Source organism: Mycobacterium sp. IDUB_17 (genome assembly GCF_055419465.1).
In genome coordinates, this window is record NZ_JBVAXS010000002.1 from 807,368 (window position 1) to 829,767 (window position 22,400).

The following is a 22,400-nucleotide window of genomic DNA, read 5'->3' on the forward strand; positions in this document are numbered from 1 at the left end:
GTTCAGGAATCGAGCCACGCCAGCTCGTCGGACAAGTGCGCGCGCCAGAAGTCCTGATCGTGGCCGCCGGGGTAGAAGCCGACGGCTGGGGTCTTGGGCAGTTGGTTGACGAACATTCGGGTCGCGGCGTAAAACCCGTCCCCGGTGCCGCAGTCGATGCGTAGCGGGATCGACCCCAGCGCGGGCAGCAGCCTCAGCGCTGAGTTCTGCTGCCAGTCTTCGAGGCTGTCGAAGGCGTCGGGCGGCGCGCCCCAGTACGTCAGGTACAGCGCCGGGCTGATTGCGCAGACCGCCGCGGTGCGCGCGGCACCGAGTCTGGCACCCAACAGCATGGCGCCGTAGCCGCCCATCGACCAGCCCATGAAGGCCACTCGCGAGGTGTCGATGCCCTTGGTGGCCAGCATCGGGATCAGTTCGTTGAGCACCATCGCGCCGGAGTCCCCACCAGAGGCTCGACGGCGCCAGAACGAGTTGCCGCCGTCCACACTGACCACGGCGAACGGCGGTCGGCCTGCCGCGGTCAGCTGGGCCAGCGCTTCCGGGATTCCCAGGTTCATCACGCCGGCGGCATCGTTGTCCATCCCGTGCAGGGCGATCACTGGACGCAATGGGCCGTGCTGGCCCGGCGGACGGGCGATGATCCAGTTGGTTTCGACACCGCCGCGGGCCGCGGAGGTGAACGACCCTGAATCGCGGGTCGGCAACGGGGCGCCCGCGGAGGCCGTTTGGTTGGGGCTCGGAGACGCTCGGGGCGTAGCCGGACCGAGCAGGCTGCCCAGTGTCATCAGTCCCGCGGCACCGGCACCGGTGACGCCTAGGCGCAGCGCGTCGCGGCGGGTCAGCGAGGTCACCTGCGCATCATTCCAACTATGGGTCTCATCGCGGGCCACGGTCCGGCAACAGCGCGATAACGCCGCCCACCTCGTCGGTGACCCCGGTCACAGACCTGTTGGTACAAAGTGCGAAATCTGTAACACTGTGTCCATGACCGAATTGGCCGAGCAGCCTCAGCAGACCGACGCCCTGCCCCTGGGGCGGCAATCGCTGGTCTGGAAGTACTTCGGCGACAACCGGATGTACCTGATCGGGCCGCGGCCCGCCGTCCTGCAGAACATGCTGGCCGAGCTCGGCCAGGGGGTGCTGGACCATTCGGTGTTCTTCTCCGACACCGCCGCCCGCGTCAAGCGGTCGTTGCCTCCGATCTACATGACCGTTTACGGCACCGATGATGACAACCGTGGACAGCAGGTGCGCGACTACCACCGCGACATCAAGGGTGAGATGCCTGACGGCGCGCGCTATCACGCCCTGGACCCCGAGACGTACTTCTGGGCGCACGCCACCTTCGTCGAGCAGGTGCTGTATTTCGCCGATACCTTCGTCAAGCGGCTCAGCGACGCCGAGAAGGAACAGATCTACCTGGAGTCCAAGACCTGGTACCGCCGCTACGGCGTCAGCGACCGCGCGATGCCGGCCACCTACGCTGAGTTCGGGCAGTACTGGGACCGGATGATGAACGAGATCGTCGTCGCCCACAAGACTGCGCAGTACGGCATCGGGTACGTCACCAAGGGATTCCCGCGGCCCAAGGCGGTGTCGCCGCTGGCCTGGAAGCTGGCCGCGCCGGTGTTCAATCCGGTAGCCGCGTTCATTACGACCGGCGGTATGCCGCCACGTGCCCGTGACCTGCTGAACCTGCCGTGGAGTGACCGTCAGGAACGCAACTACCAGCGGTTCGCGGCGTTCTGGCGGTCCCGCCCGGTGAACTGGGTGTGGGACCATCTACCGATGAGCGTGCGCTACAACAAATTTGCGCAAAAGGGCTATGCCCAGGCCTGATTCGTCGCCCGCGGCGGTGGCTGATTCGGTGACTGGGATCCTGGACGCGGCGCTCGTCGAGTTCGAGCGGCACGGTCTACGCCGGGTCGCGCTCGACGACGTCGCGCGCCGGGCCGGGGTCAGCCGCACCACGATCTACCGCAGGTTCGCCAACCGCGACGAGCTGGTCGCGGCGGTGATCGAACGGGAGAACGTCGCGTTGTTCTCCGACATCGCCAACGAGTTGAAAAATGCTGGACCGCAATCGAATTACTACGTCGAGGCGTTCACGCTGTCGATCCTGAAGTTCCGTCGTCACCATGTGCTCAACCAGATGATCGCCGATGAACCGGCCCTGGTGATGGAGATGCTGCACACCCACTACGGCGCGGCGATCGAGCGGATGGCCGCGGCGCTCAAGGTGATCTTCCCGGCCGGCTTCGCCGAACGGATAGGGGAGCAGACGGTCAACGACCTGGCCGACACCATCCTGCGTTACGCGGGGATGGTGCTCCTGCTGCCCAGCGTCGAACCTCTCGACACCCCCGAGGATCTCCGGGCCTTCGCCACCCGGCATTTCCTGCCCAGCCTGCCGGCCTCGCTTCGCACCGTCTCGGCCTGACCCCGGTCCGGCGCCCGGCGTGCCGATGTGTTTGGCAGCTCACGCTTTCGGGCAGCCATAGGTATGAGCACCGAGAAGCCGCCCGTCACGGCCAAGCACCACAGAGAAGCCGAACGCGTCCTGAACTCCTATGACGACGAGCGCCCGACCGTCACGCTGCCAGGCAGTCATGGCACGGTATCCGGCACCGCCGTCAACGACTGGCTCGACGACGACGGCAACCCCATCTACGGTGAGGCGGACCGCGAGCAGTAACCGCGAACCTGCGCCGGTGAGGGGGGCCCTTGCCTAATGTGGCTGACGTGACCCCGCTGGACCGGATTGCCCCTGCCTTCGTGACGATGGCCCACGAGATCGTGTGGGCTTCGGTGGCCACCGTCGACGCCGACGGTCAACCCCGAAGCCGCATCCTGCACCCGATCTGGGAATGGGACGGGACCGACCTGTTCGGCTGGGTCGCCACCGTTCCCAGTCCGGTGAAGCGGGCGCATCTGGCGGTGCACCCGCACGTCTCGGTGAGTTACTGGACCACCAATCACGACACCTGCGCCGCCGATTGCCTGGTGGAGTGGTACACCGACGACGAGACCTGCACACAGGTGTGGGACCGCTTCGCCAATGGCCCCGCGCCGGTGGGGTACGACCCGTACGTCATCCCGCAGTGGACCGACGGGCCGACGTCGGATCAGTTCGCGGCCTTGCGGCTGACCCCGTACCGGTTGCGGGTGATGCCGGGCACGGTCATGACAGCGGGGTCCGGTGAGGTGCTCACCTGGCGGGCGTGAAGCCTGAATTGCCCACTACCGGGTGCAGCGGCGATCGCCGCGGCTGCTCGGTGCTGTGACCGGTATGCCATGACACAACGGCATCGGCGACATCGGGGACATCGTCGTCGGTGTCGATCGCCGCATATGAGGCCGAGTGGCCGGGCAGTCCGTTGACCGCGCATTCGTAACCGACCCGGTGCGCCAGATTGCGGGTCCAACGGGTGGCGGACGCACGCCGGCTCGGAGGCAGCCGGCGTGCGTCGCCGATCAACAGGGCCCGTCGCGCGCCCACGGTGAGTGCGGCGGTGGTCGCCATCTCACACGCTTCGCTCGCGCACGCGCGCAACCGCCTGCGCGAAGCGCAGTTCTGGCGCCCGCCGAACCGGGAATGCATGAAATGCCCGTCGAAAATGGCGATCACCGATTCGATCGACTCGATCTCAGCTGCGCTCAATGGCAGCGCTGCCGAATCGGTTGCGCGCCAGCGTGTCCGGATCGGCACCCGGGTACACGGCGGATGCGCATGTTTGGTCACGATGTCGTCGCGCCCCAGGGCCGCGGCAATCGACCCGGACAGGTCGGTCAGCCAACCGAGCACCAGTACCTGCGGGCCGGCGGCTTCTCGATCCGCCACAGCAATTCCACCCGCCATTCTCCATATTGGCCGGAAATTGTCATGCTTCGGCCGACCATTATTTCGCAAATTGATCCACGCTGATCAATAAATTGGACGAGCGATTAACGCGCGGATTTCGATGTTCAATGAAAAGGTGATAATTCGATGCGAATCAATTTCTGCCGACCCGGTGTGTGGTGCGTTCAGTCGGTGCGTGGATGCCGAAAAATCGTAAGAAGCCGCAGTTCAAAGGCTATGCGCGGTCCGGCCGCTTCCTCTTGGGAATGGTCTCCCCGGCCTCGGCGGCCTTGTCTCGCTTCGCTGCCCGCCGTTCCTTGATGGACATTGCCGCCGGTTTCTTGGGCGCGCGACTGTGGGATTTATCAGCCATCGTTGCTCCTTTACTCGCAAACAATCACTGAGCCCGACCATACATCAGAAAAAAATAAAAGCCAGTCGGCGTTTTTCGGCCTTGGCGCGTACGGCGCTCCGTCCGGCGGTGTCTGGCGGGCCTGTGGTCGGCGGTGGGTTGGGCGTGTTGCTCGCCGGGCGTCCAGGACGAAATGGGCGAATGCTACTAGCGAGTAGCTGTGAGAATTCTTTACGCTACCGTAAGTAGCTATATTGCCGAAAGTGCAGATAGTGGCGATTGATTCACGTTGCTAAATGTTGCGGGTGCAAACGGCCTCCGCTCCACCTCGGCAAAAACTGCAACACGTTACAACCCGTCGAGTACGTTTCCTCGTCGTTGGCTGCGTGCGGTGCGTCGGGCCCCGTCCGGAATGTCAACTCGGACGAAGGGGATTACATGCACGCAGGTGTTCGGCCCTATCTCACTGCCGGAATCGCGCTTGTCGGAGCCGGTGTCATCGCCACGGCACCCGTCAACCCGCCACCGCAGATCCATTCGGGCAGTGTCGAACTCGTGGCCGCGGTGGAGAATCCGGTCGAGGTGTTCGCCCCGGTCCTCGAGTTCTCGCAGGAAGTCATCGCCGGACTCATCGCCGCTGAACTCAGTGACCCGGCCCCGATTCTCAATCAGCTCCTGATGAACCAGCTCGCCACCGTCAACACGACGGGAGCGATTGTGGTCGACGGCATCAAGACCGCCGTGGACGTCGTTACCGGGCTACCCGCCGGTCTCTCAGCGGCGGCCGACGCGATCGTGCACGGTAACCCCGGGCAGGCACCCATCGAGATCCTCAATGCAGTCGGAACGCCGGTCATCCAGTATGTGATTCGGTCGGTACCGTCGGTGGAGTACCTGCTGCAACGCCCGCTGGCCGTCGCCCAGGCCTTGGTCCCCGTGCTGGTGGAGAGTGCGATCTCGATACCGATCTACCTCGGGATCAGCTATGTGAAGCCGCTCATCGACCAGGCGGTCTATTCGATAGGTGAGGTGCTGAAAGCGGCGGCCACGCTTGACCCGGGCGCCACCATCAACGCGTTCCAGCACGGGGTGAAAGACGTCGCCATGCGCACGATCGATCTGGCCAACGCCACTGCGGCGGTTGGTCACGACACCCGGCAGGCGATCAAGGCCGCCCTCCAAACCCAGCCCGTGACACCGAATCTCGCACTGGAGCGTAGGGCTGAAGCCGGTCCTGCCACCGGTACAGGTGACGATCAGGACGTCGCACCCGCTGCCCGGGTGGCGGCAACGGTCAACACCTCGGATTCGACCACGCATGCCCGTCCCGCGCTGCGCTCGATCTTCGGCAAGGGCAACAAGGTTCGGCCCGGGCAGACCGTGGCGAGCCTCGGTGACACGGATACGGACAGCGCAGGTGCACCGGCGGAGGGCAAGCCCGAATCTCCGGCGGCGACGTCAGTGAAATCCTTTGTGAAGAAGGTGAAGTCGGGTCTGAACAAACCTGCCAAGGCTTCCGGAGGGAACGAGTCCTCGGGCGACGCAGACGGCGGCCAGGAGTAGTCGCATGCCGGGTGTGGTTTGGGCGTACGTCGCTCACCACACCCGGCTGGTCGCGAGCTCCCGGCGGTTACGCCGGGCGGTGCCTGGCCCTCGGGGCGGGATGGTCGTGACCGAGGTGCAGTCCTGGAGTCAGCATCGCCACCCGGTGCCGGTAGTCGCGGTACTGATCGCCCATCTTGACCACCATGTCGTGCTCCTCGAGCTGGATCGCGACCAGGATGTAGGCGGTGCTGACGGCCGCGAACAGCAGATGCCCCGCCGTCATCGTCGGGGTGGCCCAGAAGGCCACGATGAATCCGGCCATGATCGGGTGCCGGATCACCCGGTAGAACATCACCGTGCGGAACCCCAGTTCGTCATAGGGTCGGCCGCGCCAGTTCAGCCACACCTGGCGGAGCCCGAACAGGTCGAAGTGGTTGATCATGAACGTCGAGGCAAACACGGTTGCCCAGCCGGCCCAGAACAGCGCCCACAGAATCACCCGTCCCGCAGTGGATTCCACGTTCCACACGACCGCGGGCATGGTGCGCCACTGCCAGTACAGCAGGAACAGCGCCAGGCTGGCCAACAGTACGTAGGTGCTGCGCTCGATGACTTGCGGGACGATCCGCGTCCACCGGTCCTTGAACCAGGGCCGGGCCATCACGCTGTGCTGAATGGCGAACACCGCGAGCAGTAGCAGGTTGACGAGCACGGCCTCACTGGTCGGTGCGGCGATACCGGCATCGACCGTGCGGGGCACCACGAAATTGCCGACGAACGCGATCGCGTAGAGGAAGGCCGCGAGGAACGCCAGATAGCTTGCGACCCCGTAACCGATGATGAGTAGGCGCTTCATGGTGACCTCCTGCCACCGATGGGACAGATGCCGCGCCCTGCCGCGGATCGCAGCAGTGACTTATCTACGGTAGACCTTGAATCCCCAGGTGAACAGGGGTTTGCGGGTTTGCTGAATCAGCCGGTTCCGGACCGTTTCGGATCCAGCAGGCCGTGTCGGTCCGCCTCTGACAATCCGCCCCACACCCCGAACGGTTCGCCGATGGCCAGCGCGTGTGTCCGGCATTGCGCCAGTACCGGACAATCCCGGCACAGCGCTTTGGCCCGCTGCTCACGATTCAATCGAGCGCGCCCGCGTTCACCCTCGGGGGAGAAGAACACCGAAGCATCCATGCCTCGACACCTCGCGTGCAGTTGCCAGTGCCATCCGTCCGCGTCGTCATGTGCCATGGACACCATCCCAGCGGCTTCGGTGCTCGCTTCTCGGGTTGTTCACGACTTCTTTACGGGTGCAACGAGATTCTGCACGGGCTGTTGGCGCACATGATCTTCAGGTCCTGTAAGGATTCGAGCGTCGGCCATCAAGAAACCGTTGAGATCGATGACGGGTGCCCCGGGGCCCGGGTAGACCGGCAGGTATGCGAGACAAGACACCGACTGAGTTGCCCGCCCCCGCCGTTGCCCCGATTCCACCCGGGCGGGCAAGGCGCAATCCGCGATGAGCGAGATGTTCCAGATCATCGCGTTGATGGCGGTGCCCGTCGCGACGATGCTCGGCCTACGCCGCGTGGTGATCTGTCAGAACCGTCGACTGGATTCGCAGGCGTCTCCGGTTCCGCGGGTGACCACTACACCTTTTTGAGCAACACGGCCTGTTCGAAGGGCAGACGCGCGAACGGGCGACGCATCGCACCGGTCACATGCTCGGCGGCTTCGGCCTTGGATACCACCCGCGGCCCGCTGACCTCGATGGTCTTACCGTGGCGCCGGATCCGTGCGTGACCCGCTGAGGTGATGTTCTTCAGCCAGTCCCGATCCGGACCGTAGGTCAGCATGATGGCCACGCCGTCGTCGGTACTGAAGACGCTCAACGGGGTCCGGTAGGTCTTGCCGGATTTCCGGCCGACGTGCTCGAGGATCCCGAACGTCGGCGCCCAGCCTGCCCACAGGCGCTGGATGGGGTTGGTCACATGGCGGTTGAACCTGGCCAGCGATTGCGGAAGTTGCATGCCCGATTCAATCGCAGCCGTGACGGCGGTCACAACCTACTACGGTCGGATTTTGTCCGAACGCCTGAGCAACAGCGTGTGCTCGACGCCCGCACGCGCCATCAGTTGGCGCCACGGCGCCTTCAGCCGTGGCAGCGCCTCGGCAGTGGGCACGATTCGCGGTTGATCGACGGCGAACGTCCGCCCTTCGAACTTCACCCGGCCACCGCCCGCGCGTTGCAGGTTTTTCACCCAATCCCGTTGTCGCCCATAGGGCAGTAGCACGGCCACCCCATCGGCGGTGCTGAATGCGGTCACCGGGGTGCGATAGGTCGTACCGCTGCGTCGCCCGGTGTGCTCGACGATCGACCAGATCGGTAGGTAACCCGACACGGGCCGGAAGATCCGGTTGGTGACGCGTCGATTGAACCGAGCGCGGCGTTCTGAGAATCGGACCATCGTGTCATCTTGCCGGGCCTCGTTGTTCATGAGCGTGTCCACCTCTGGCGCGCCGGGCGATATGTGCCGAGACTGGAGCCATGGCCTACCTCAAGCCCCCTTGGTTTGTCCGGAAGGTGTTCAACCGGATCGCGATGGCGACCGGCGTGGGACACAGCGAGACCCTGACCGTGACCACCCGGGTCAGCAAACAGCCGCAGCAGATTCCCGTTGTGGTTCCCGAGGTCGACGGCGTCAAGTATCTGGTCTCGACCCGTGGTGAATCGGAATGGGTGCGCAATATCCGAGCCAACCCGCGCGTAACGCTGGGCAAGTCCAGCTACCTGGCGGCGGAGGTTTCGGTGGATCAGCGGGCGCCGATCATCGCGGCCTACCGCCCGCTGGCCGGCAAGGTGGTGGAGGGCTACTTCCGTGACCTGCCCGACGACGCCGATCATCCGGTGTTCGCGCTGACGCCGGCCGGGTGACCGCGCCCACTACACCCTGTAGTTGACGCATTTGCACCGGCTGGGACACTGGTGGCCATGCGTGTGGACAATCCACAGACCCAGCGATCGGCCCAGCTGTTCGCCGATGCCTGCGCCGTCATCCCCGGTGGAGTGAACTCGCCGGTGCGTGCCTTCAGCTCGGTCGGCGGCACCCCCAGGTTCATCACCTCGGCCAAGGGCTACTGGCTGACCGATGCCGATGACAACCGGTACGTCGACCTGGTCTGTTCGTGGGGCCCGATGCTGCTGGGTCACGCTCACCCGGCGGTGGTGGAGGCCGTGCAGAAGGCGGTGGTCAACGGGCTGAGCTTCGGCGCCCCGACTCCGTCGGAGACCGAGCTCGCCGCCGAGATCATCGACCGGGTCGCCCCCGTCGAGCGGCTGCGTCTGGTCAACTCCGGCACCGAGGCCACGATGAGCGCCATCCGGCTGGCCCGCGGGTACACCGGACGCGCCAAGATCATCAAGTTCTCCGGCTGCTACCACGGCCACAGTGATGCGTTGCTGGCCGACGCCGGTTCGGGCGTCGCGACCCTGGGTCTGCCGTCCTCGCCCGGTGTCACCGGCGCGGCGGCGGCCGACACCATCGTGCTGCCGTACAACAACGTCGCCGCGGTGGAAGAGATCTTCGGCCGGTTCGGTGACGAGATCGCTTGTGTCATCAGTGAAGCCAGCCCCGGCAACATGGGCACGGTGGCTCCGCTGCCCGGGTTCAACGCGGCGTTGCGCCGGATCACCGCGGCTCACGGTGCCCTGCTGATCCTCGACGAGGTGATGACGGGATTCCGGGTGAGCCGGGCCGGCTGGTACGGACTCGACCCCGTCGACGCCGACCTGTTCACCTTCGGAAAGGTGATGAGCGGTGGCCTGCCGGCCGCGGCGTTCGGCGGCAGTGCCGAGGTGATGGGGCGGCTCGCCCCGCTCGGGCCGGTCTACCAGGCCGGGACCCTGTCCGGTAACCCGGTGGCGATGGCCGCCGGGCTGGCCACGCTGCGCAACGCCGACGACGCCGCCTACGCCCGGTTGGATGCCAACGCCGACCGGTTGGCCGGCCTGCTGACCGGTGCTCTCACCGACGCCGGGGTGGTCCACCGCGTGCAGCGCGCAGGCAACATGCTCAGCGTGTTCTTCACCGACGAGCAGGTCGACGACTTTGCCGCGGCCAAAGCCACCGAGACCTGGCGGTTCCCGCCGTTCTTCCATGCGCTGTTGGAGGCCGGGGTGTACCCGCCCTGCAGTGCGTTCGAAACCTGGTTCGTCTCAGCGGCTTTGGATGACGAGGCGTTCTCCCGCATCGCCGACGCGCTGCCCGGTGCGGCCCGCGCCGCCGCGGAGGCCCGCCCGTGACGACCAGAACCACGGTGCACGTGATGCGTCACGGCGAGGTGTTCAATCCGGAGAAGGTGCTCTACGGCCGGCTGCCCGGCTACCACCTGTCCGACCGCGGGCGGGCCCAGGCGCAGGCCGCCGCCGATTGGCTGGCCGGCCGGGACATCGTCTACGTGGTGGCCTCACCGCTGGAGCGGGCGCAGGAGACGGCCACGCCGATCGCCGAGAGTCACGGGCTGCCGATCGCCACGGACGGCGAGCTGATCGAGTCGTGGAACACGTTCGAGGGGGAGCGGGTGGCCCCCGGCGACGGTGCCCTGCGCGACCCGAGGAACTGGCTCCGGCTGCGTAATCCGATGAAACCGTCGTGGGGTGAGCCCTACGACGAGATCGCGCCCCGGATGATGGCGGCCATGCACCGGGCCCGGGAGAAGGCGGCCGGGCACGAGGCGGTGTGCGTCAGCCACCAGCTTCCGGTCGAGACGCTGCGCCGGGCGATGACCGGACGCAAGCTCGCCCACCTGCCGTTGCCGCACAGCCGGCTGTGCAATCTGTCCTCGATCACGTCGTTCACGTTCGACGACGACGAGCTGATCCGATGGGGCTACACGGAGCCCTGGGGAATCTGAATGAGGTCGTTGGTCGCCCGGGTGAGTGCGGCGGTGCTGGCAGGGCTGGTGCTGCTCACCGCATGTTCGACGGGTGACGACGCGGTGGCCCAGGGCGGCACCTTCGAGTTCGTCGCACCCGGCGGCAAGACCGACATCTTCTACGATCCACCCGAAAAGCGCGGCACCCCAGGCAAACTGAGCGGGCCCGAACTCACCGACCCGACCAAGACCATCTCGCTGGAGGATTTCGCCGGCAAGGTCGTGGTGATCAACGTGTGGGGCCAGTGGTGTGGGCCGTGCCGGGCCGAGATCGGTCAGTTGCAAAAGGTGTACGAACAGACTCGCGACAAGGGCGTGGCTTTCCTCGGCATCGACGTACGGGACAACAACCGCGATGCCGCAGTCGATTTCGTCACCGACCGCAAGGTCACCTTCCCGTCCATCTACGACCCGGCGATGCGCACGATGATCGCGTTCGGCGGTAAGTACCCGACGACGGTGATCCCGTCGACCGTCGTGCTGGACCGTCAGCACCGGGTGGCCGCGGTATTCCTGCGCGAGCTGCTGGCCGAGGATCTGCAGCCGCTCGTGGAGCGGTTGGCGGCCGAACCGGGACCGCAGAAATGACCGGGTTCGCCGAGATCGCCGCGGCCGGACCGGTGCTGCTGGCGCTGGGGATCAGCGTGCTGGCCGGGCTGGTGTCGTTCGCTTCACCGTGTGTGGTGCCGCTGGTGCCCGGCTACCTGTCCTATCTGGCCGCGGTGGTCGGGGTCCAAGAGGACCCGGCGGCCACCGGGGCTGGGGTGACGAAGCAGGCCACCAGGGCTGCGCGGCTGCGGGTGGCCGGCGCGGCGGGGCTGTTCGTCGCGGGTTTCACCGTGGTGTTCCTGCTCGGCGCGGTGGCGGTACTCGGGATGACCACCACGCTGATCGTCAATCAGGTTCTGCTGCAACGCATCGGCGGTGTGGTGACGATCGTGATGGGCCTGGTGTTCGTCGGCTTCATCCCGGCGCTGCAACGTCAGGCCCGGTTCGCGCCGCGGCAGTGGTCCACGATGGCCGGCGCCCCGCTGCTGGGCGCGGTGTTCGCGCTGGGCTGGACCCCGTGCCTCGGTCCGACGCTGACCGGGGTGATCGCGGTGGCCTCGGCCACCGACGGCGCCACCGTGGCCCGCGGAGTGGTGCTGGTGCTGGCCTACTGCTTCGGTCTGGGCATCCCGTTCGTACTGCTGGCCCTGGGTTCGGCGCGAGCGGTGACCGGCCTGGGCTGGTTGCGCCGGCACACCCGGACCATCCAGATCTTCGGCGGGGTCCTGCTGATCCTGGTGGGCACCGCACTCGTGACAGGTCTGTGGAATGAGTTCGTGTCGTGGGTGCGTGACGCCTTCGTCAGTGATGTGAGGCTGCCGATATGACCGACGCCGAAGCCCGGCGCCTGGGAGTGTTCTCCCGATTGTTCGCGTTGATTCGGAACACGTGGCGGACCCTGACGTCGATGGGCACCGCGCTGGTGCTGCTGTTCCTGCTGGCGCTCGGCGCGATCCCCGGCGCGCTGCTACCGCAGCGCAGCCTCAACGAATCCAAGGTCGACGAGTACCTGGCCGCCCATCCCACGCTGGGACCGTGGCTCGACCGGTTGCAGGCCTTCGATGTGTTCTCCAGCTTCTGGTTCACCGCCATCTACGTGTTGCTGTTCATCTCCCTGGTGGGTTGCCTGACCCCCCGGATGATCGAGCATTTCCGCAGTCTGCGCGCGATGCCGGTGCCCGCGCCGCGCAACCTGGGCCGGCTGCCCAAACACCACATCGAGCACGTCAACGCCGAGCCGGCCGAGGTCACCGACACCGTGACCCGACGGCTCAAGGGCTGGCGCACCGTCACCCGTGAGACCGACGCCGGCACCGAAATTTCGGCGGAGAAGGGCTACCTGCGCGAGTTCGGCAACATCGTCTTCCACTTCTCACTGCTCGGGCTGCTGGCCGCGGTGGCGATGGGCAAGCTGTTCGGCTACGAGGGCAACGTCATTGTCATCGCCGACGGCGGCCCCGGGTTCTGCACCGCCTCACCGGCCGCCTTCGACTCCTTCCGGGCCGGCAACACCGTCGACGGCACCTCCCTCGATCCGATCTGCCTGCGGGTCAACGGCTTCGACGCGCACTATCTGCCCACCGGGCAGGCGTTGTCGTTCGCCGCCAACATCGACTATCAGGCCGGAGACCACCTGGTCAGCGACACCTGGCAGCCCTACCGCCTCGAGGTGAACCACCCGCTGCGGATCGGTGGAAACCGGATCTACCTGCAGGGGCACGGGTACGCGCCGTCGTTCACGGTGACCTTCCCCGACGGTCAGCAACGCAGCCAGACCATCCAGTGGCGGCCCGAGGAACAGATGACGTTGCTGTCCTCCGGGGTCGTGCGCATCGATCCGCCGGCGGGTACCTATCCGGATCCCGACGAGCGTCGCAAGCACCAGATCGCGATCCAGGGCCTGTTCGCGCCCACGAAGGAACTTGAGGGCACGCTGTTGTCATCGAGTTTCCCGGCGCTGAACGACCCGGCGGTGGCCATCGACATCTACCGGGGTGACACCGGCCTGGACACCGGCCGGCCGCAATCGTTGTTCTCGCTCGATCCCCGGTTGATCGAGCGCAAGCAGCTGAACAAGGTGGCCCGGGTCAACCTGGTGAAAGGCCAGGACACCCGGCTCGATGACGGCACCAAGGTCCGGTTCGACGGCGCGGTCCCGTTCGTCAACCTGCAGGTCTCGCACGACCCGGCCCAGGTCTGGGTGCTGGTGTTCGCGATGTCGATGATGGCCGGGTTGCTGGTGTCGTTGGTGGTGCGCCGGCGCCGGATCTGGGTTCGGATCCAGCCCGCTACTGCGGGTACGGTGAACGTCGAGCTGGGCGGGCTGGCCCGTACCGACAATTCCGGTTGGGGCGATGAGTTCGAGAAGCTGACCGCGCGGCTGTTGGAGGGGTACGACGACGTGCCGGCGGTAGAAGAGAAGGCGGAGCAGTGAATACCGAGCACATCGACATCGGACTGGCCAGGTACTCCGACTGGGCGTTCACGTCGTCGGTGGTGGTTCTGGTCGGCGCGCTGATCCTGCTCGCCGTCGAACTCGCCTACAGCCGCGGCCGTCGGGTCGAAAATCGTGAGCTGGTCGGCGCCACCGTCGGCGCCGACAGCGTCACCCCCGGCGTCGTCGCCGAGGAACCCCGGCGCCCATTCGACGAGCGGGTCGGCCAGACCGGCCTGGCGCTGACCTACGTCGGCATCGGCATGCTGTTCATCTGCATCGTGTTGCGCGGCCTGGCCACCTCGCGGGTGCCCTGGGGCAACATGTACGAGTTCATCAACCTGACCAGCTTCTGCGGCCTGATCGCGGGCGCGGTCGTGTTGCGCAAGCCGCAGTACCGCGCGCTGTGGGTGTTCGTGCTGGTTCCGGTGCTGATCCTGTTGACGGTGTCCGGGCGCTGGCTGTACTCCAACGCCGCGCCTGTGATGCCCGCGCTGCAGTCCTACTGGCTGCCCATCCACGTGTCGGTGGTCAGTCTCGGCTCCGGGGTGTTCCTGGTGGCCGGTGTGGCCAGCATCCTGTTCCTGCTCAAGATGTCGCCGCTGGCCGACCGCGACAATGCGTTCGGGCGGATCATGCAGCGCGTACCCGACGCGCAGACCCTGGACCGGATTGCCTACCGCACCACGATCTTCGCGTTCCCGATCTTCGGCTTCGGCGTGATCTTCGGCGCCATCTGGGCCGAGGAGGCCTGGGGCCGGTACTGGGGCTGGGACCCCAAGGAGACGGTGTCGTTCATCGCGTGGGTGGTGTACGCGGCGTACCTGCATGCGCGTTCGACCGCGGGTTGGCGGGACCGCAAGGCGGCCTGGATCAACGTCGTGGGCTTCGTCGCGATGGTGTTCAACCTGTTCTTCATCAACCTGGTGACCGTTGGCCTGCATTCGTACGCGGGGGTTGGCTAGACACCGCCAGATTGGTGAGATGACCGTGCGCCCTGAGGCTGTGGCGCGGCTGCGGTCCGGTCGGGAGTGTTTGGAAAAGAGGGGATTTCGTGTCCGAACCAGTGTCTGAGCCGTCCGAAACGCAGGAGCCTGCCCCGCAGGACAACAGCGAACCGTCAACGGACGCCCCAGCCGACCAGCCGACCGTGGTCCATGAGGCCGCCCCACCCGCCGCTGACCCACCGCCCGCCGTTTCCCCGGCATCCCCGCCCGTGGCCGAACTGCCGCCCGTCCCGTCGGTGTTCGCCCCGGTGCCCGGGTTCCGCAGTCAGAAGCGGTTCAGCAATCCCGCCGAGCCGGGAGTCTCCACCCCGCTGCCCGCGGAGTGGACCGCCCCGACGCCGCCGCACGGCCTTCCGGTGATCACCGCACCGCCGGTGCCCGCAAGCTTCTCGGGGCCCGTCGCGGGGACATTTGAGCGGCCCGCTGCCGGGTTGGTTGCGCCGCCTGCCCCCGGGCACCATGAGCGGCCCGCCGCTGGGCCCGACTTCGCCACCCCGTACCGGGATCTGTCCACCGCCGCGCTGCTCGGCCAACGCAAGAACCCGCCCACCTCGGGCTGGCGCAAGGCCCTCTACGTCGCGTCGTTCAAGCAGGTCAACGTCGGCGAGAGCCCCAAGATCACGCACCGCAACAACCTGGTGGCCGAGGTCAGTGAGCCGCTGCAGGGTTGTTACCGGATCGCGTTGATGTCCTTGAAGGGCGGCGTGGGCAAGACCACGATCACCGCGACACTGGGTGCCACGTTCGCCTCGATTCGCGGCGATCGGGTGGTAGCGGTGGATGCCAATCCGGACCGGGGCACGCTGAGCCAGAAGGTGCCGCTGGAGACGGCTGCGACAGTGCGGCATCTGCTGCGCGACGCCGAAGGCATCGAGCGCTACAGCGACGTTCGGGCCTACACGTCACAGGGGCCGAGCCGCCTGGAGGTGCTGGCTTCGGAGAGTGACCCGGCGGTGTCGGAGGCGTTCAGCTCGGATGACTATCTGCGCGCGCTGGAGGTGCTGGAGCGGTTCTACAGCCTCGTGCTCACCGACTGTGGGACGGGTTTGATGCACTCGGCGATGTCGGCAGTGCTGTCCAAGGCCGACGTGCTGGTCGTGATCAGCTCCGGTTCGGTGGACGGGGCGCGGAGCGCGTCGGCGACGCTGGACTGGCTCGACGCCCACGGACATCAGGATCTGGTGCGCAATTCCATCGCGGTGATCAACGCGGTGCGGCCGCGCTCGGGCAAGGTCGACCTGTCCAAGGTGGTGGACCACTTCTCGCGGCGCTGCCGTGCGGTGCGGCTGGTGCCGTTCGATCCGCATCTGGAGGAGGGCGCCGAGATCAGCCTGGATCGTCTCAAGCCCGGCACCCGGGAGGCGCTGATCGAGCTGGCAGCGGTGGTGGCATCCGACTTCGTGGGGGCGCGCCGATCGACGGACTCGCGCGCCTGACGCAGGCTAGCTGCGCGGATTGTCGCCGTGCCCGAGCCGACGCAGGAACTCTGGGTCGTCATCAGGGCCGATCACCCGCGTCTTGGGTTGACTGCCGGAAACCCGCGCGAGCCGCCAGCCGATGTACACCAGGCTTGCTGCGACAATGAACAGGAGTAGATACGCCACTCGAAACCTCCTTGATCCGAATATACGCGCCGTCGGTAGGCTCGGAGGGTGTCAGGAAGTGGTTCGACCTCCCGCATGGTCACCGACGTCGTGGTTTACCTCATCGCCCGGCTGGTGCTGGTCGCTGTATTGACTGGAGCGATCTACGGGGTGGGGAGTCTGGTCGTGGCGGATTTCCCGGTCGTGGTGGCGCTGTTGTTCGCCATCGTGATCGCGCTGCCCGTGGGAATATGGCTCTTCCGCCCGCTGCGTGAGCGGGCGACGGCCTCTATCGCGATGGTCGACGAGCGGCGCCGCAAGGATCGCGAGCAGCTGCAGGCCCGGTTGCGCGGCGATGAGCCGCCGGACGAGGGCTGAGGCGCCGGCGCGCGGCGCCTTTCCGGCGCAGCAACTTTCGTTTCGCCTGAGCTACCGGATGAAGGCCGAGCCCTTCTCCTGGTCCAGGTAGGTTTCGGCCTTGTTCTTGAGGAAAAGCACGTACACCGCGAGTGACATGGTGATGCACACCGTGACGTAGGCGATGAACCACGGCACGAGGTCGCGGTCCTTGAGCGCCTGGTAGATCACCGGCGCGGTCCCGCCGAACATCGAATTGGCCAGGGCATAGCCAACTCCCACCCCGAGCGCGCGCACATGTGAGGGGAAGAGCTCGGATTTCACCAGGGCGTTGATCGAGGTGTACCCGGTCAGGATCACGTAGCTGACGGCGACCAGGAGGAACGACAGAATCGGTGAATGTGTCTGGGGCAGATAGGTGAACAGGACGTAGGTGTAGATCACCCCGCCGATACCGAACCACACCAGCAGCGGCTTGCGGCCCACCTTGTCGCTGATCATCCCACCGATGGGTTGGATGGCCATCAGGAAGATCAACCCGATCAGGTTGATCCAGGTGGCCGTCATCGCCTGGTCTTTGTACGTCGTCTTGACGATCGCCGGGGCGTTGACGCTGTAGGCGTAGAACGCCAGGGTGCCACCCATCGTGATCAGGAAGCACAGCACCAGGGGCCTGGAGTAGCGGGTGAGCAGTTCGCGCAATGAGCCGGAGTTCGTGTCCTCCCCGGCCTTGATTGCTTCGAGTTGTTCCTCGGACAGTGATTCGTCCATGGTCCGGCGCAGCCAGAACACCACGATCGCAGCCACGCCACCGACGGCAAAGCCGATGCGCCAACCGAATTCGTGCACCTGGTCGGTGGTGAACGTGGTCAGGATGATCAGCAGGGTGAATTGTGCCAGTACGTGACCGCCGACCAGCGTCACGTACTGGAACGAGGAGAAGAAGCCGCGTCGTTCCCGCGTGGCGGCCTCGGACATGTAGGTCGCCGAGGTGCCGTACTCGCCGCCGGTCGCGAAGCCCTGCACCAGCCGGCACAGGATGAGGACGATGGGCGCTGCGACACCGATGGTTTCGCGTGAGGGTACGAACGCGATGACCAGTGAGCACAGCGCCATCAGCGAGACGCTGACGGTCAGTGCGGAGCGGCGGCCGCGGCGGTCGGCGAAGCGGCCGAAGAACCACGAGCCGATCGGGCGGGTGAGGAACGTGATCGCGAAGATCGCGTAGACGTAGACGGTGGCGTTCTTGTCGGCCTTGTCGAAGAATTGCGCTTCGAAGTATGTGGCGAACACCGTGTAGACGTAGACGTCGTACCACTCGACGAGGTTGCCCGACGATCCTCTGATGGTGTTCCAGATGGCCCGACGGGTTTCGGCGCGGCCCGACGGTGCGGGCTGGTGCGCCTCGGTCGAAGTGGTCATGCACATCCCCCAGGTGGTTGGCGTTGCAGGCCGACGGCCACGTTAGTGCACCGCGGCTGTGCCACGCGCGGTTTGCAGACGCCGGGGTTCGCCGAGTTCTACGTCAGGGTCGTGGATGTCGACGCGCAACGACCCTCACGTAGAAATCGGGGAAGAGAGCGCCTCGTTAGGCCGCCAGGAACAGGGCCGCAGAGACCGCGACCGACCACACCAGCATGGTCAGCCCGGTATCGCGCAGCACCGGGATCAGCTGGGCCCCCGTACTGCCGTCGCGCACCGGCCGCAGCGCCCGCACCGCCGGCGCCAGCGCCAGCAGGCCCACCGCACACCACGGGGTGGCCAGGATCAGCACCAGGGGCAGCACCAGGGCCACGCCCACCAGCAGTTGATACAGCAGCCGGGTGCGGGCGTCGCCGAGTCGCACTGCGAGGGTGATCTTGCCGGACTCGCTGTCGGTGGGGATGTCGCGCAGGTTGTTGGCGACCAGCACGGCCGACGACAGCGAGCCCATGGCCACCGCGGCGACCAGCCCGACCCAGTCGATGCGCAGGGCCTGGGTGTACTGCGTGCCGAGTACCGCGACCAGGCCGAAGAAGATGAACACGGCTACCTCGCCCAGGCCGAGGTAGCCGTAGGGCTTCTTGCCGCCGGTGTACAGCCAGGCGCCGGCGATGCAGACCGCGCCGACCACGATCAGCCACGGTGCACTGACCGCGGCGAGTACCAATCCGGCCACCGCGCCGATCGCCAGGCTCACCACCGCCGCGGTCAGGACGGCCCGGGGCGAGGCCAGCTTGGACCCCACCAGACGCAGCGGGCCGGACCGCACGTCGTCGGTACCGCGGATGCCGTCGGAGTAATCGTTGGCGTAGTTCACGCCGATGATCAACGCGAGTGATACGGCCAGCGCCAGCAACGCTTTCCACCACACGGCGGAGCCCATCCAGGCGGCGGCGCCGGTACCGGCGAGCACCGGGGCGACGGCGTTGGGCAGCGTGCGGGGGCGGGCGCCCTCGATCCATTGCGAGAAACTGGCCACGACCGTCATCGTATGAGCTGACCCGGTGCCATCCCGCGCGGACTCCTACACTGAGCCTCATGAAGGAGCAGCTCAGCAAGACCGAGATCGGCAAGGACGTGCTGCAGGAATCCGTCGAGGCAGTGGCCTCCACGGTCGGGCAGGTCACCTCGATCATCACCACGGCCGTCAAGGACGTCGCGACCGCCATCGGTGGCCTGGCCACCGATGTCTTCGAGATCGCCGACGGCGCCCGCAAGGCGAATGAGGATTTCGACGACTTCGACGACGACCTCGACGCAGGCGTCGGCCCGGACGTTGACGAGGGCCCGGCGGACGTCAAGGCCCCCGACGAGGCCGAATAGCACTGCATGCTCGGCGTCATCGGCGGTAGTGGGTTCTATTCGTTCTTCGGGCCCGAGGCCCGCTCCGTCACTGTGGACACCCCCTACGGTCCGCCGAGCGCGCCCATCACGGTGGGCGCGGTGGGCGGGCACGAGGTGGCCTTTCTGCCTCGGCACGGGGTCAACCACGAGTTCTCGCCGCACACGGTCCCGTACCGGGCCAATATGTGGGCGCTTCGCACGTTGGGGGTGCGACGGATCTTCGGTCCGTGTGCGGTGGGCAGTCTGACGACGCAGTTGGGTCCGGGTTCGATCGTGGTGCCCGATCAGCTGGTGGACCGCACGCGTGCCCGCGCCGACACGTACTTCGATTCCGGCGGCGTCCACGTCGGTTTCGCCGATCCGTACTGCCCGGCCTTGCGGTCCGCCGCGGCCGGGCTGCCCGGGGTGGTCGACGGCGGCACCATGGTGGTGATCCAGGGGCCGCGGTTCTCCACCAGGGCCGAGAGCCGGTGGTTCGCCGATCAGGGTTTCACCCTGGTCAACATGACGGGCTACCCCGAGGCTGTGCTGGCGCGTGAGCTTGAGATGTGTTATGCGGCAATCGCTTTGGTGACCGATCTGGATGCCGGGATCGAGGCGGGTGCCGGGGTCACGACGGTGGACGTCTTCGCCGAGTTCGAGCGCAATCTGGTGCCGTTCAAGAAGCTCGTGCACGAGGCGCTGGAAGCGGTAGCGGCGGTCGACGCTCAGCAGACCTGCACGCACTGCCTGGCCCACGACGGCGTGAAGTTGCCATTCGAGCTGCCGTGAGGATTTTGCTCACCGGCGCGGCGGGGTTCATCGGCACCCGCACCTGGGCCGCGTTGGAGGCCGCCGGGCATGAGGTCATCGCCGTCGACACCCTGCTGGCGGCCGCGCACGGTCCGGGCGCCGAACCCCCGCCGCGGTGTCGGGTGGCCGACGTCCGCGACCGCGATGCGCTCAAGCCACTGCTCGCCGGGGTCGATGTGGTGTGTCACCAGGCCGCGGTGGTGGGAGCCGGGGTCGACGCGGCCGACGCGCCGTCTTACGCCGGCCACAACGACTTCGGGACGGCGGTGCTGCTCGCCGAGATGTTCGCCGCGGGCTGCACGCGTCTCGTGCTGGCCTCGTCGATGGTGGTGTACGGGCAGGGCGGTTACGACTGTCCCGAGCACGGCGTCGTCGACCCGGCGCCGCGCACCCGCGCCGACCTGGACGCCGGGGTGTTCGAGCACCGCTGCCCGGTCGGCGGGGAGCAGTTGCAGTGGCGGCTCGTCGGCGAGGACGCGTCGCTGCGCCCCCGCAGTCTCTACGCCGCCAGCAAGGCCGCACAGGAGCACTACGCGTTGGCCTGGGCGGAGACCGGCGCGGGGAGTGTGATCGCGCTGCGCTATCACAACGTCTACGGCCCGAACATGCCGCGCGACACCCCGTACTCCGGGGTCGCGGCGATCTTCCGCTCACAACTCGAATCCGGAAAGCAGCCAAGGGTTTTCGAGGACGGCGGTCAGATGCGCGACTTCGTTCACGTCGACGATGTGGCGGCCGCCAATGTGGCCGCGGTCGGTGCCGGGCTCGACGGCTTCAATGCGTTCAACGTGTGCTCGGGGCGGCCCGTCTCGATCATGGAGGTGGCCGCCCGGCTGTCCGAGGCCCGCGGTGCGGAGCGGCCCGTCGTCACCGGCCAGTACCGCAGCGGCGACGTCCGCCACATCGTGGCCTCGCCCGCGCACGCCGCACGGGTGCTGGGTTTCGAGGCGGCGATCGACCCGCGCGACGGGTTGGCCGAGTTCGCGTTCGCACCGCTGCGCACTTGACCACGGGCCACTCTTGACACCCGTCAAGTCCGCGTGCCAATACTGACGGGGTGAAACCCGCCATCTGTGAGCAGTTCGGGATCGACTTTCCCCTCTTCGCCTTCAGTCATTGCCGCGACGTGGTGGCCGCGGTGACCAATGCCGGCGGCTTCGGTGTCCTCGGCGCGACGGCGTACACACCCGACCAGCTGGACCGCGAGCTCACCTGGATCGACCAGCAGGTGGGCGGCAAGCCCTACGGCGCCGACATCATTGTCCCGGCGAAGTTCGAGGGCAAGGGCGAGAACTTGTCCCGCAGCCAACTCACCGACCGGATCCCCGGCGAGTACCGGGAGTTCGTCGCGAAACTGCTGGCCGATCACGGCATCGAGCCCGAGTCCGAGCAGCGCCTGGGCGGGTCCTCGCTGTCCGGCGACACCGGCCACGAGCTGCTGGACGTGGCGATGAGCCATCCGATCAAGCTCATCGCCAACGCGCTCGGGGTGCCGCCGGATTACATGATCGAGGCCGGCCGCGAGCGCGGAGTCCCGGTCGCTGCCCTGGTGGGTGCCCGCGAGCATGCCCTCAAGCAGGTGCAGGCCGGGGTGGACCTGATCGTCGCGCAGGGCACCGAGGCCGGCGGGCACTGCGGTGAGGTGTCGACGCTGGTGCTCGTTCCCGAAGTCCTCGAGACGCTGGAGCAGGCCGGCAGCGACATTCCGGTGCTTGCCGCCGGTGGCATCGTCACCGGACGGCAGATGGCGGCCGCCGTGGCGATGGGGGCGGCCGGTGCCTGGACCGGTTCGGTCTGGCTGACCACCGAAGAGGCCGAGACGGCCCCGCACACGGTGCAGAAGATGCTCGCCGCGACGTCGCGAGACACCGTGCGCTCGACCGGGCGGACCGGCAAGCCCGCCCGCCAGTTGAAATCGGAATGGACCGATGCCTGGCAGCCGAATCCCAGTGGCCACCAGACGCTTCCACTGCCGTTGCAGAACATGCTGGCCGAGCCCGTCATCCGCCGGGTGGATGTGCTTGCCGCGCAAGGGCATCCGGGCGCGCAGGCATTGGCGACGTATTTCGTGGGGCAGGGCGTCGGGCTGATGAACAAGGTGAAACCGGCGCGCGAGATCGTGCGCGAGTTCATCGAGGACTACGTGGCCGCCACCGAGCGGCTGAGCAACTCGCTGCCGGACTGA

29 protein-coding genes are annotated in these 22,400 nt (G+C 66.9%); 19 read left to right on the forward strand and 10 right to left on the reverse strand.

Annotated features, from left to right (window positions below):
• Window positions 1–2 precede the first annotated feature (2 nt).
• Window positions 3–851: an alpha/beta hydrolase gene (locus tag ACZYZ7_RS11075; RefSeq protein WP_135458443.1), complete on the reverse strand. Its 849-nt coding sequence runs from the start codon at window positions 849–851 to the stop codon at window positions 3–5.
• A gap of 133 nt (window positions 852–984) precedes the next feature.
• On the opposite strand from ACZYZ7_RS11075, the gene ACZYZ7_RS11080 reads away from it, so the two are divergent.
• The 4 genes from ACZYZ7_RS11080 (at window position 985) to ACZYZ7_RS11095 (ending at window position 3,225) form a co-directional block, all read left to right on the forward strand.
• Window positions 985–1,839: an oxygenase MpaB family protein gene (locus ACZYZ7_RS11080; RefSeq protein WP_463740904.1), complete on the forward strand. Its 855-nt coding sequence runs from the start codon at window positions 985–987 to the stop codon at window positions 1,837–1,839.
• Window positions 1,826–2,440, forward strand: coding sequence for a TetR/AcrR family transcriptional regulator (locus ACZYZ7_RS11085; protein ID WP_450071976.1), 615 nt, complete (start codon window positions 1,826–1,828; stop codon window positions 2,438–2,440). The genes ACZYZ7_RS11080 and ACZYZ7_RS11085 overlap by 14 nt, the downstream gene beginning before the upstream one ends.
• Before the next feature lie 63 nt (window positions 2,441–2,503).
• Window positions 2,504–2,695 (forward strand): hypothetical protein, encoded by a 192-nt coding sequence (locus ACZYZ7_RS11090; protein WP_135458437.1) that lies wholly within the window; start codon window positions 2,504–2,506, stop codon window positions 2,693–2,695.
• A gap of 47 nt (window positions 2,696–2,742) precedes the next feature.
• Window positions 2,743–3,225, forward strand: coding sequence for a pyridoxamine 5'-phosphate oxidase family protein (locus tag ACZYZ7_RS11095; protein ID WP_463740905.1), 483 nt, complete (start codon window positions 2,743–2,745; stop codon window positions 3,223–3,225).
• Here ACZYZ7_RS11095 and ACZYZ7_RS11100 read toward each other — a convergent pair.
• Entirely contained in the window at window positions 3,209–3,841 is a 633-nt protein-coding gene (locus tag ACZYZ7_RS11100; protein WP_450071975.1) for a DEAD/DEAH box helicase family protein, read from the reverse strand. The two genes, ACZYZ7_RS11095 and ACZYZ7_RS11100, sit on opposite strands and share 17 nt — an antisense overlap.
• A 235-nt stretch (window positions 3,842–4,076) precedes the next feature.
• Entirely contained in the window at window positions 4,077–4,214 is a 138-nt protein-coding gene (locus tag ACZYZ7_RS11105; RefSeq protein WP_167857987.1) for a hypothetical protein, read from the reverse strand.
• 417 nt (window positions 4,215–4,631) lie between these two features.
• On the opposite strand from ACZYZ7_RS11105, the gene ACZYZ7_RS11110 reads away from it, so the two are divergent.
• The gene (locus tag ACZYZ7_RS11110) at window positions 4,632–5,756 is read left to right on the forward strand and encodes a hypothetical protein (protein WP_463740906.1); all 1,125 of its coding nucleotides are present in this window, start codon (window positions 4,632–4,634) and stop codon (window positions 5,754–5,756) included.
• 67 nt (window positions 5,757–5,823) lie between these two features.
• Here ACZYZ7_RS11110 and mddA read toward each other — a convergent pair whose 3' ends face one another.
• On the reverse strand, window positions 5,824–6,594 hold the full coding sequence (gene mddA / locus ACZYZ7_RS11115; RefSeq protein ID WP_135458430.1) for a methanethiol S-methyltransferase: 771 nt from the start codon (window positions 6,592–6,594) through the stop codon (window positions 5,824–5,826).
• Window positions 6,595–6,710: 116 nt separating this feature from the next.
• Window positions 6,711–6,992, reverse strand: coding sequence for a WhiB family transcriptional regulator (locus ACZYZ7_RS11120; RefSeq protein ID WP_450071973.1), 282 nt, complete (start codon window positions 6,990–6,992; stop codon window positions 6,711–6,713).
• 259 nt (window positions 6,993–7,251) lie between these two features.
• On the opposite strand from ACZYZ7_RS11120, the gene ACZYZ7_RS11125 reads away from it, so the two are divergent.
• A complete protein-coding gene (locus ACZYZ7_RS11125; protein WP_167857986.1) occupies window positions 7,252–7,395 on the forward strand; it encodes a hypothetical protein in 144 nt (47 codons plus the stop codon).
• On the opposite strand, the gene ACZYZ7_RS11130 is transcribed toward ACZYZ7_RS11125, so the two are convergent.
• Window positions 7,382–7,762 (reverse strand): nitroreductase family deazaflavin-dependent oxidoreductase, encoded by a 381-nt coding sequence (locus ACZYZ7_RS11130; protein ID WP_090424844.1) that lies wholly within the window; start codon window positions 7,760–7,762, stop codon window positions 7,382–7,384. The genes ACZYZ7_RS11125 and ACZYZ7_RS11130 overlap by 14 nt on opposite strands.
• A gap of 39 nt (window positions 7,763–7,801) precedes the next feature.
• Entirely contained in the window at window positions 7,802–8,200 is a 399-nt protein-coding gene (locus ACZYZ7_RS11135; protein WP_135458426.1) for a nitroreductase family deazaflavin-dependent oxidoreductase, read from the reverse strand.
• Between the two features lie 80 nt (window positions 8,201–8,280).
• Here ACZYZ7_RS11135 and ACZYZ7_RS11140 point away from each other — a divergent pair, with 80 nt between their 5' ends.
• The 8 genes from ACZYZ7_RS11140 (at window position 8,281) to ACZYZ7_RS11175 (ending at window position 16,093) form a co-directional block, all read left to right on the forward strand.
• Window positions 8,281–8,667: a nitroreductase/quinone reductase family protein gene (locus ACZYZ7_RS11140; RefSeq protein WP_135458424.1), complete on the forward strand. Its 387-nt coding sequence runs from the start codon at window positions 8,281–8,283 to the stop codon at window positions 8,665–8,667.
• Window positions 8,668–8,724: 57 nt separating this feature from the next.
• A complete protein-coding gene (gene hemL, locus ACZYZ7_RS11145; RefSeq protein WP_135458422.1) occupies window positions 8,725–10,035 on the forward strand; it encodes a glutamate-1-semialdehyde 2,1-aminomutase in 1,311 nt (436 codons plus the stop codon).
• Window positions 10,032–10,646: a histidine phosphatase family protein gene (locus tag ACZYZ7_RS11150; protein WP_463740907.1), complete on the forward strand. Its 615-nt coding sequence runs from the start codon at window positions 10,032–10,034 to the stop codon at window positions 10,644–10,646. Before hemL ends, ACZYZ7_RS11150 begins: the two co-directional genes overlap by 4 nt.
• Window positions 10,647–11,255, forward strand: a complete 609-nt coding sequence (locus ACZYZ7_RS11155) for a TlpA disulfide reductase family protein (RefSeq protein ID WP_135458419.1) — start codon at window positions 10,647–10,649, stop codon at window positions 11,253–11,255.
• A complete protein-coding gene (locus ACZYZ7_RS11160) occupies window positions 11,252–12,043 on the forward strand; it encodes a cytochrome c biogenesis CcdA family protein (RefSeq protein WP_450071970.1) in 792 nt (263 codons plus the stop codon). Before ACZYZ7_RS11155 ends, ACZYZ7_RS11160 begins: the two co-directional genes overlap by 4 nt.
• Before the next feature lie 80 nt (window positions 12,044–12,123).
• Window positions 12,124–13,650: a cytochrome c biogenesis protein ResB gene (locus ACZYZ7_RS11165; protein WP_450072081.1), complete on the forward strand. Its 1,527-nt coding sequence runs from the start codon at window positions 12,124–12,126 to the stop codon at window positions 13,648–13,650.
• Window positions 13,647–14,615 (forward strand): c-type cytochrome biogenesis protein CcsB, encoded by a 969-nt coding sequence (gene ccsB, locus ACZYZ7_RS11170; protein WP_135458413.1) that lies wholly within the window; start codon window positions 13,647–13,649, stop codon window positions 14,613–14,615. Before ACZYZ7_RS11165 ends, ccsB begins: the two co-directional genes overlap by 4 nt.
• Window positions 14,616–14,866: 251 nt before the next feature.
• The gene (locus tag ACZYZ7_RS11175; protein WP_450072080.1) at window positions 14,867–16,093 is read left to right on the forward strand and encodes a MinD/ParA family ATP-binding protein; all 1,227 of its coding nucleotides are present in this window, start codon (window positions 14,867–14,869) and stop codon (window positions 16,091–16,093) included.
• Between the two features lie 6 nt (window positions 16,094–16,099).
• Here ACZYZ7_RS11175 and ACZYZ7_RS11180 read toward each other — a convergent pair whose 3' ends face one another.
• Window positions 16,100–16,261 (reverse strand): hypothetical protein, encoded by a 162-nt coding sequence (locus ACZYZ7_RS11180; protein WP_167857985.1) that lies wholly within the window; start codon window positions 16,259–16,261, stop codon window positions 16,100–16,102.
• Window positions 16,262–16,336: 75 nt separating this feature from the next.
• Between ACZYZ7_RS11180 and ACZYZ7_RS11185 the strand changes: the two genes are divergently transcribed.
• Entirely contained in the window at window positions 16,337–16,618 is a 282-nt protein-coding gene (locus ACZYZ7_RS11185) for a DUF4229 domain-containing protein (protein ID WP_450072079.1), read from the forward strand.
• 51 nt (window positions 16,619–16,669) lie between these two features.
• Here ACZYZ7_RS11185 and ACZYZ7_RS11190 read toward each other — a convergent pair whose 3' ends face one another.
• Entirely contained in the window at window positions 16,670–18,019 is a 1,350-nt protein-coding gene (locus ACZYZ7_RS11190; RefSeq protein ID WP_463740908.1) for an MFS transporter, read from the reverse strand.
• A 166-nt stretch (window positions 18,020–18,185) separates the two neighbouring features.
• Window positions 18,186–19,058, reverse strand: a complete 873-nt coding sequence (locus ACZYZ7_RS11195; protein ID WP_450071968.1) for a 1,4-dihydroxy-2-naphthoate polyprenyltransferase — start codon at window positions 19,056–19,058, stop codon at window positions 18,186–18,188.
• 59 nt (window positions 19,059–19,117) lie between these two features.
• Between ACZYZ7_RS11195 and ACZYZ7_RS11200 the strand changes: the two genes are divergently transcribed.
• From ACZYZ7_RS11200 to ACZYZ7_RS11215, 4 genes are read left to right on the forward strand one after another with little or no spacing between them, the layout of a single operon-like run.
• Complete coding sequence (locus ACZYZ7_RS11200; protein WP_135458405.1) at window positions 19,118–19,402, forward strand: hypothetical protein; 285 nt, start codon at window positions 19,118–19,120, stop codon at window positions 19,400–19,402.
• 6 nt (window positions 19,403–19,408) lie between these two features.
• Window positions 19,409–20,194: an S-methyl-5'-thioadenosine phosphorylase gene (locus ACZYZ7_RS11205; protein WP_463740909.1), complete on the forward strand. Its 786-nt coding sequence runs from the start codon at window positions 19,409–19,411 to the stop codon at window positions 20,192–20,194.
• Window positions 20,191–21,222 carry an NAD-dependent epimerase/dehydratase family protein gene (locus ACZYZ7_RS11210; RefSeq protein ID WP_463740910.1) on the forward strand — a complete coding sequence of 344 codons (1,032 nt, stop codon included), beginning with the start codon at window positions 20,191–20,193 and terminating at the stop codon, window positions 21,220–21,222. The genes ACZYZ7_RS11205 and ACZYZ7_RS11210 overlap by 4 nt, the downstream gene beginning before the upstream one ends.
• A 50-nt stretch (window positions 21,223–21,272) precedes the next feature.
• The gene (locus ACZYZ7_RS11215; protein ID WP_463740911.1) at window positions 21,273–22,400 is read left to right on the forward strand and encodes an NAD(P)H-dependent flavin oxidoreductase; all 1,128 of its coding nucleotides are present in this window, start codon (window positions 21,273–21,275) and stop codon (window positions 22,398–22,400) included.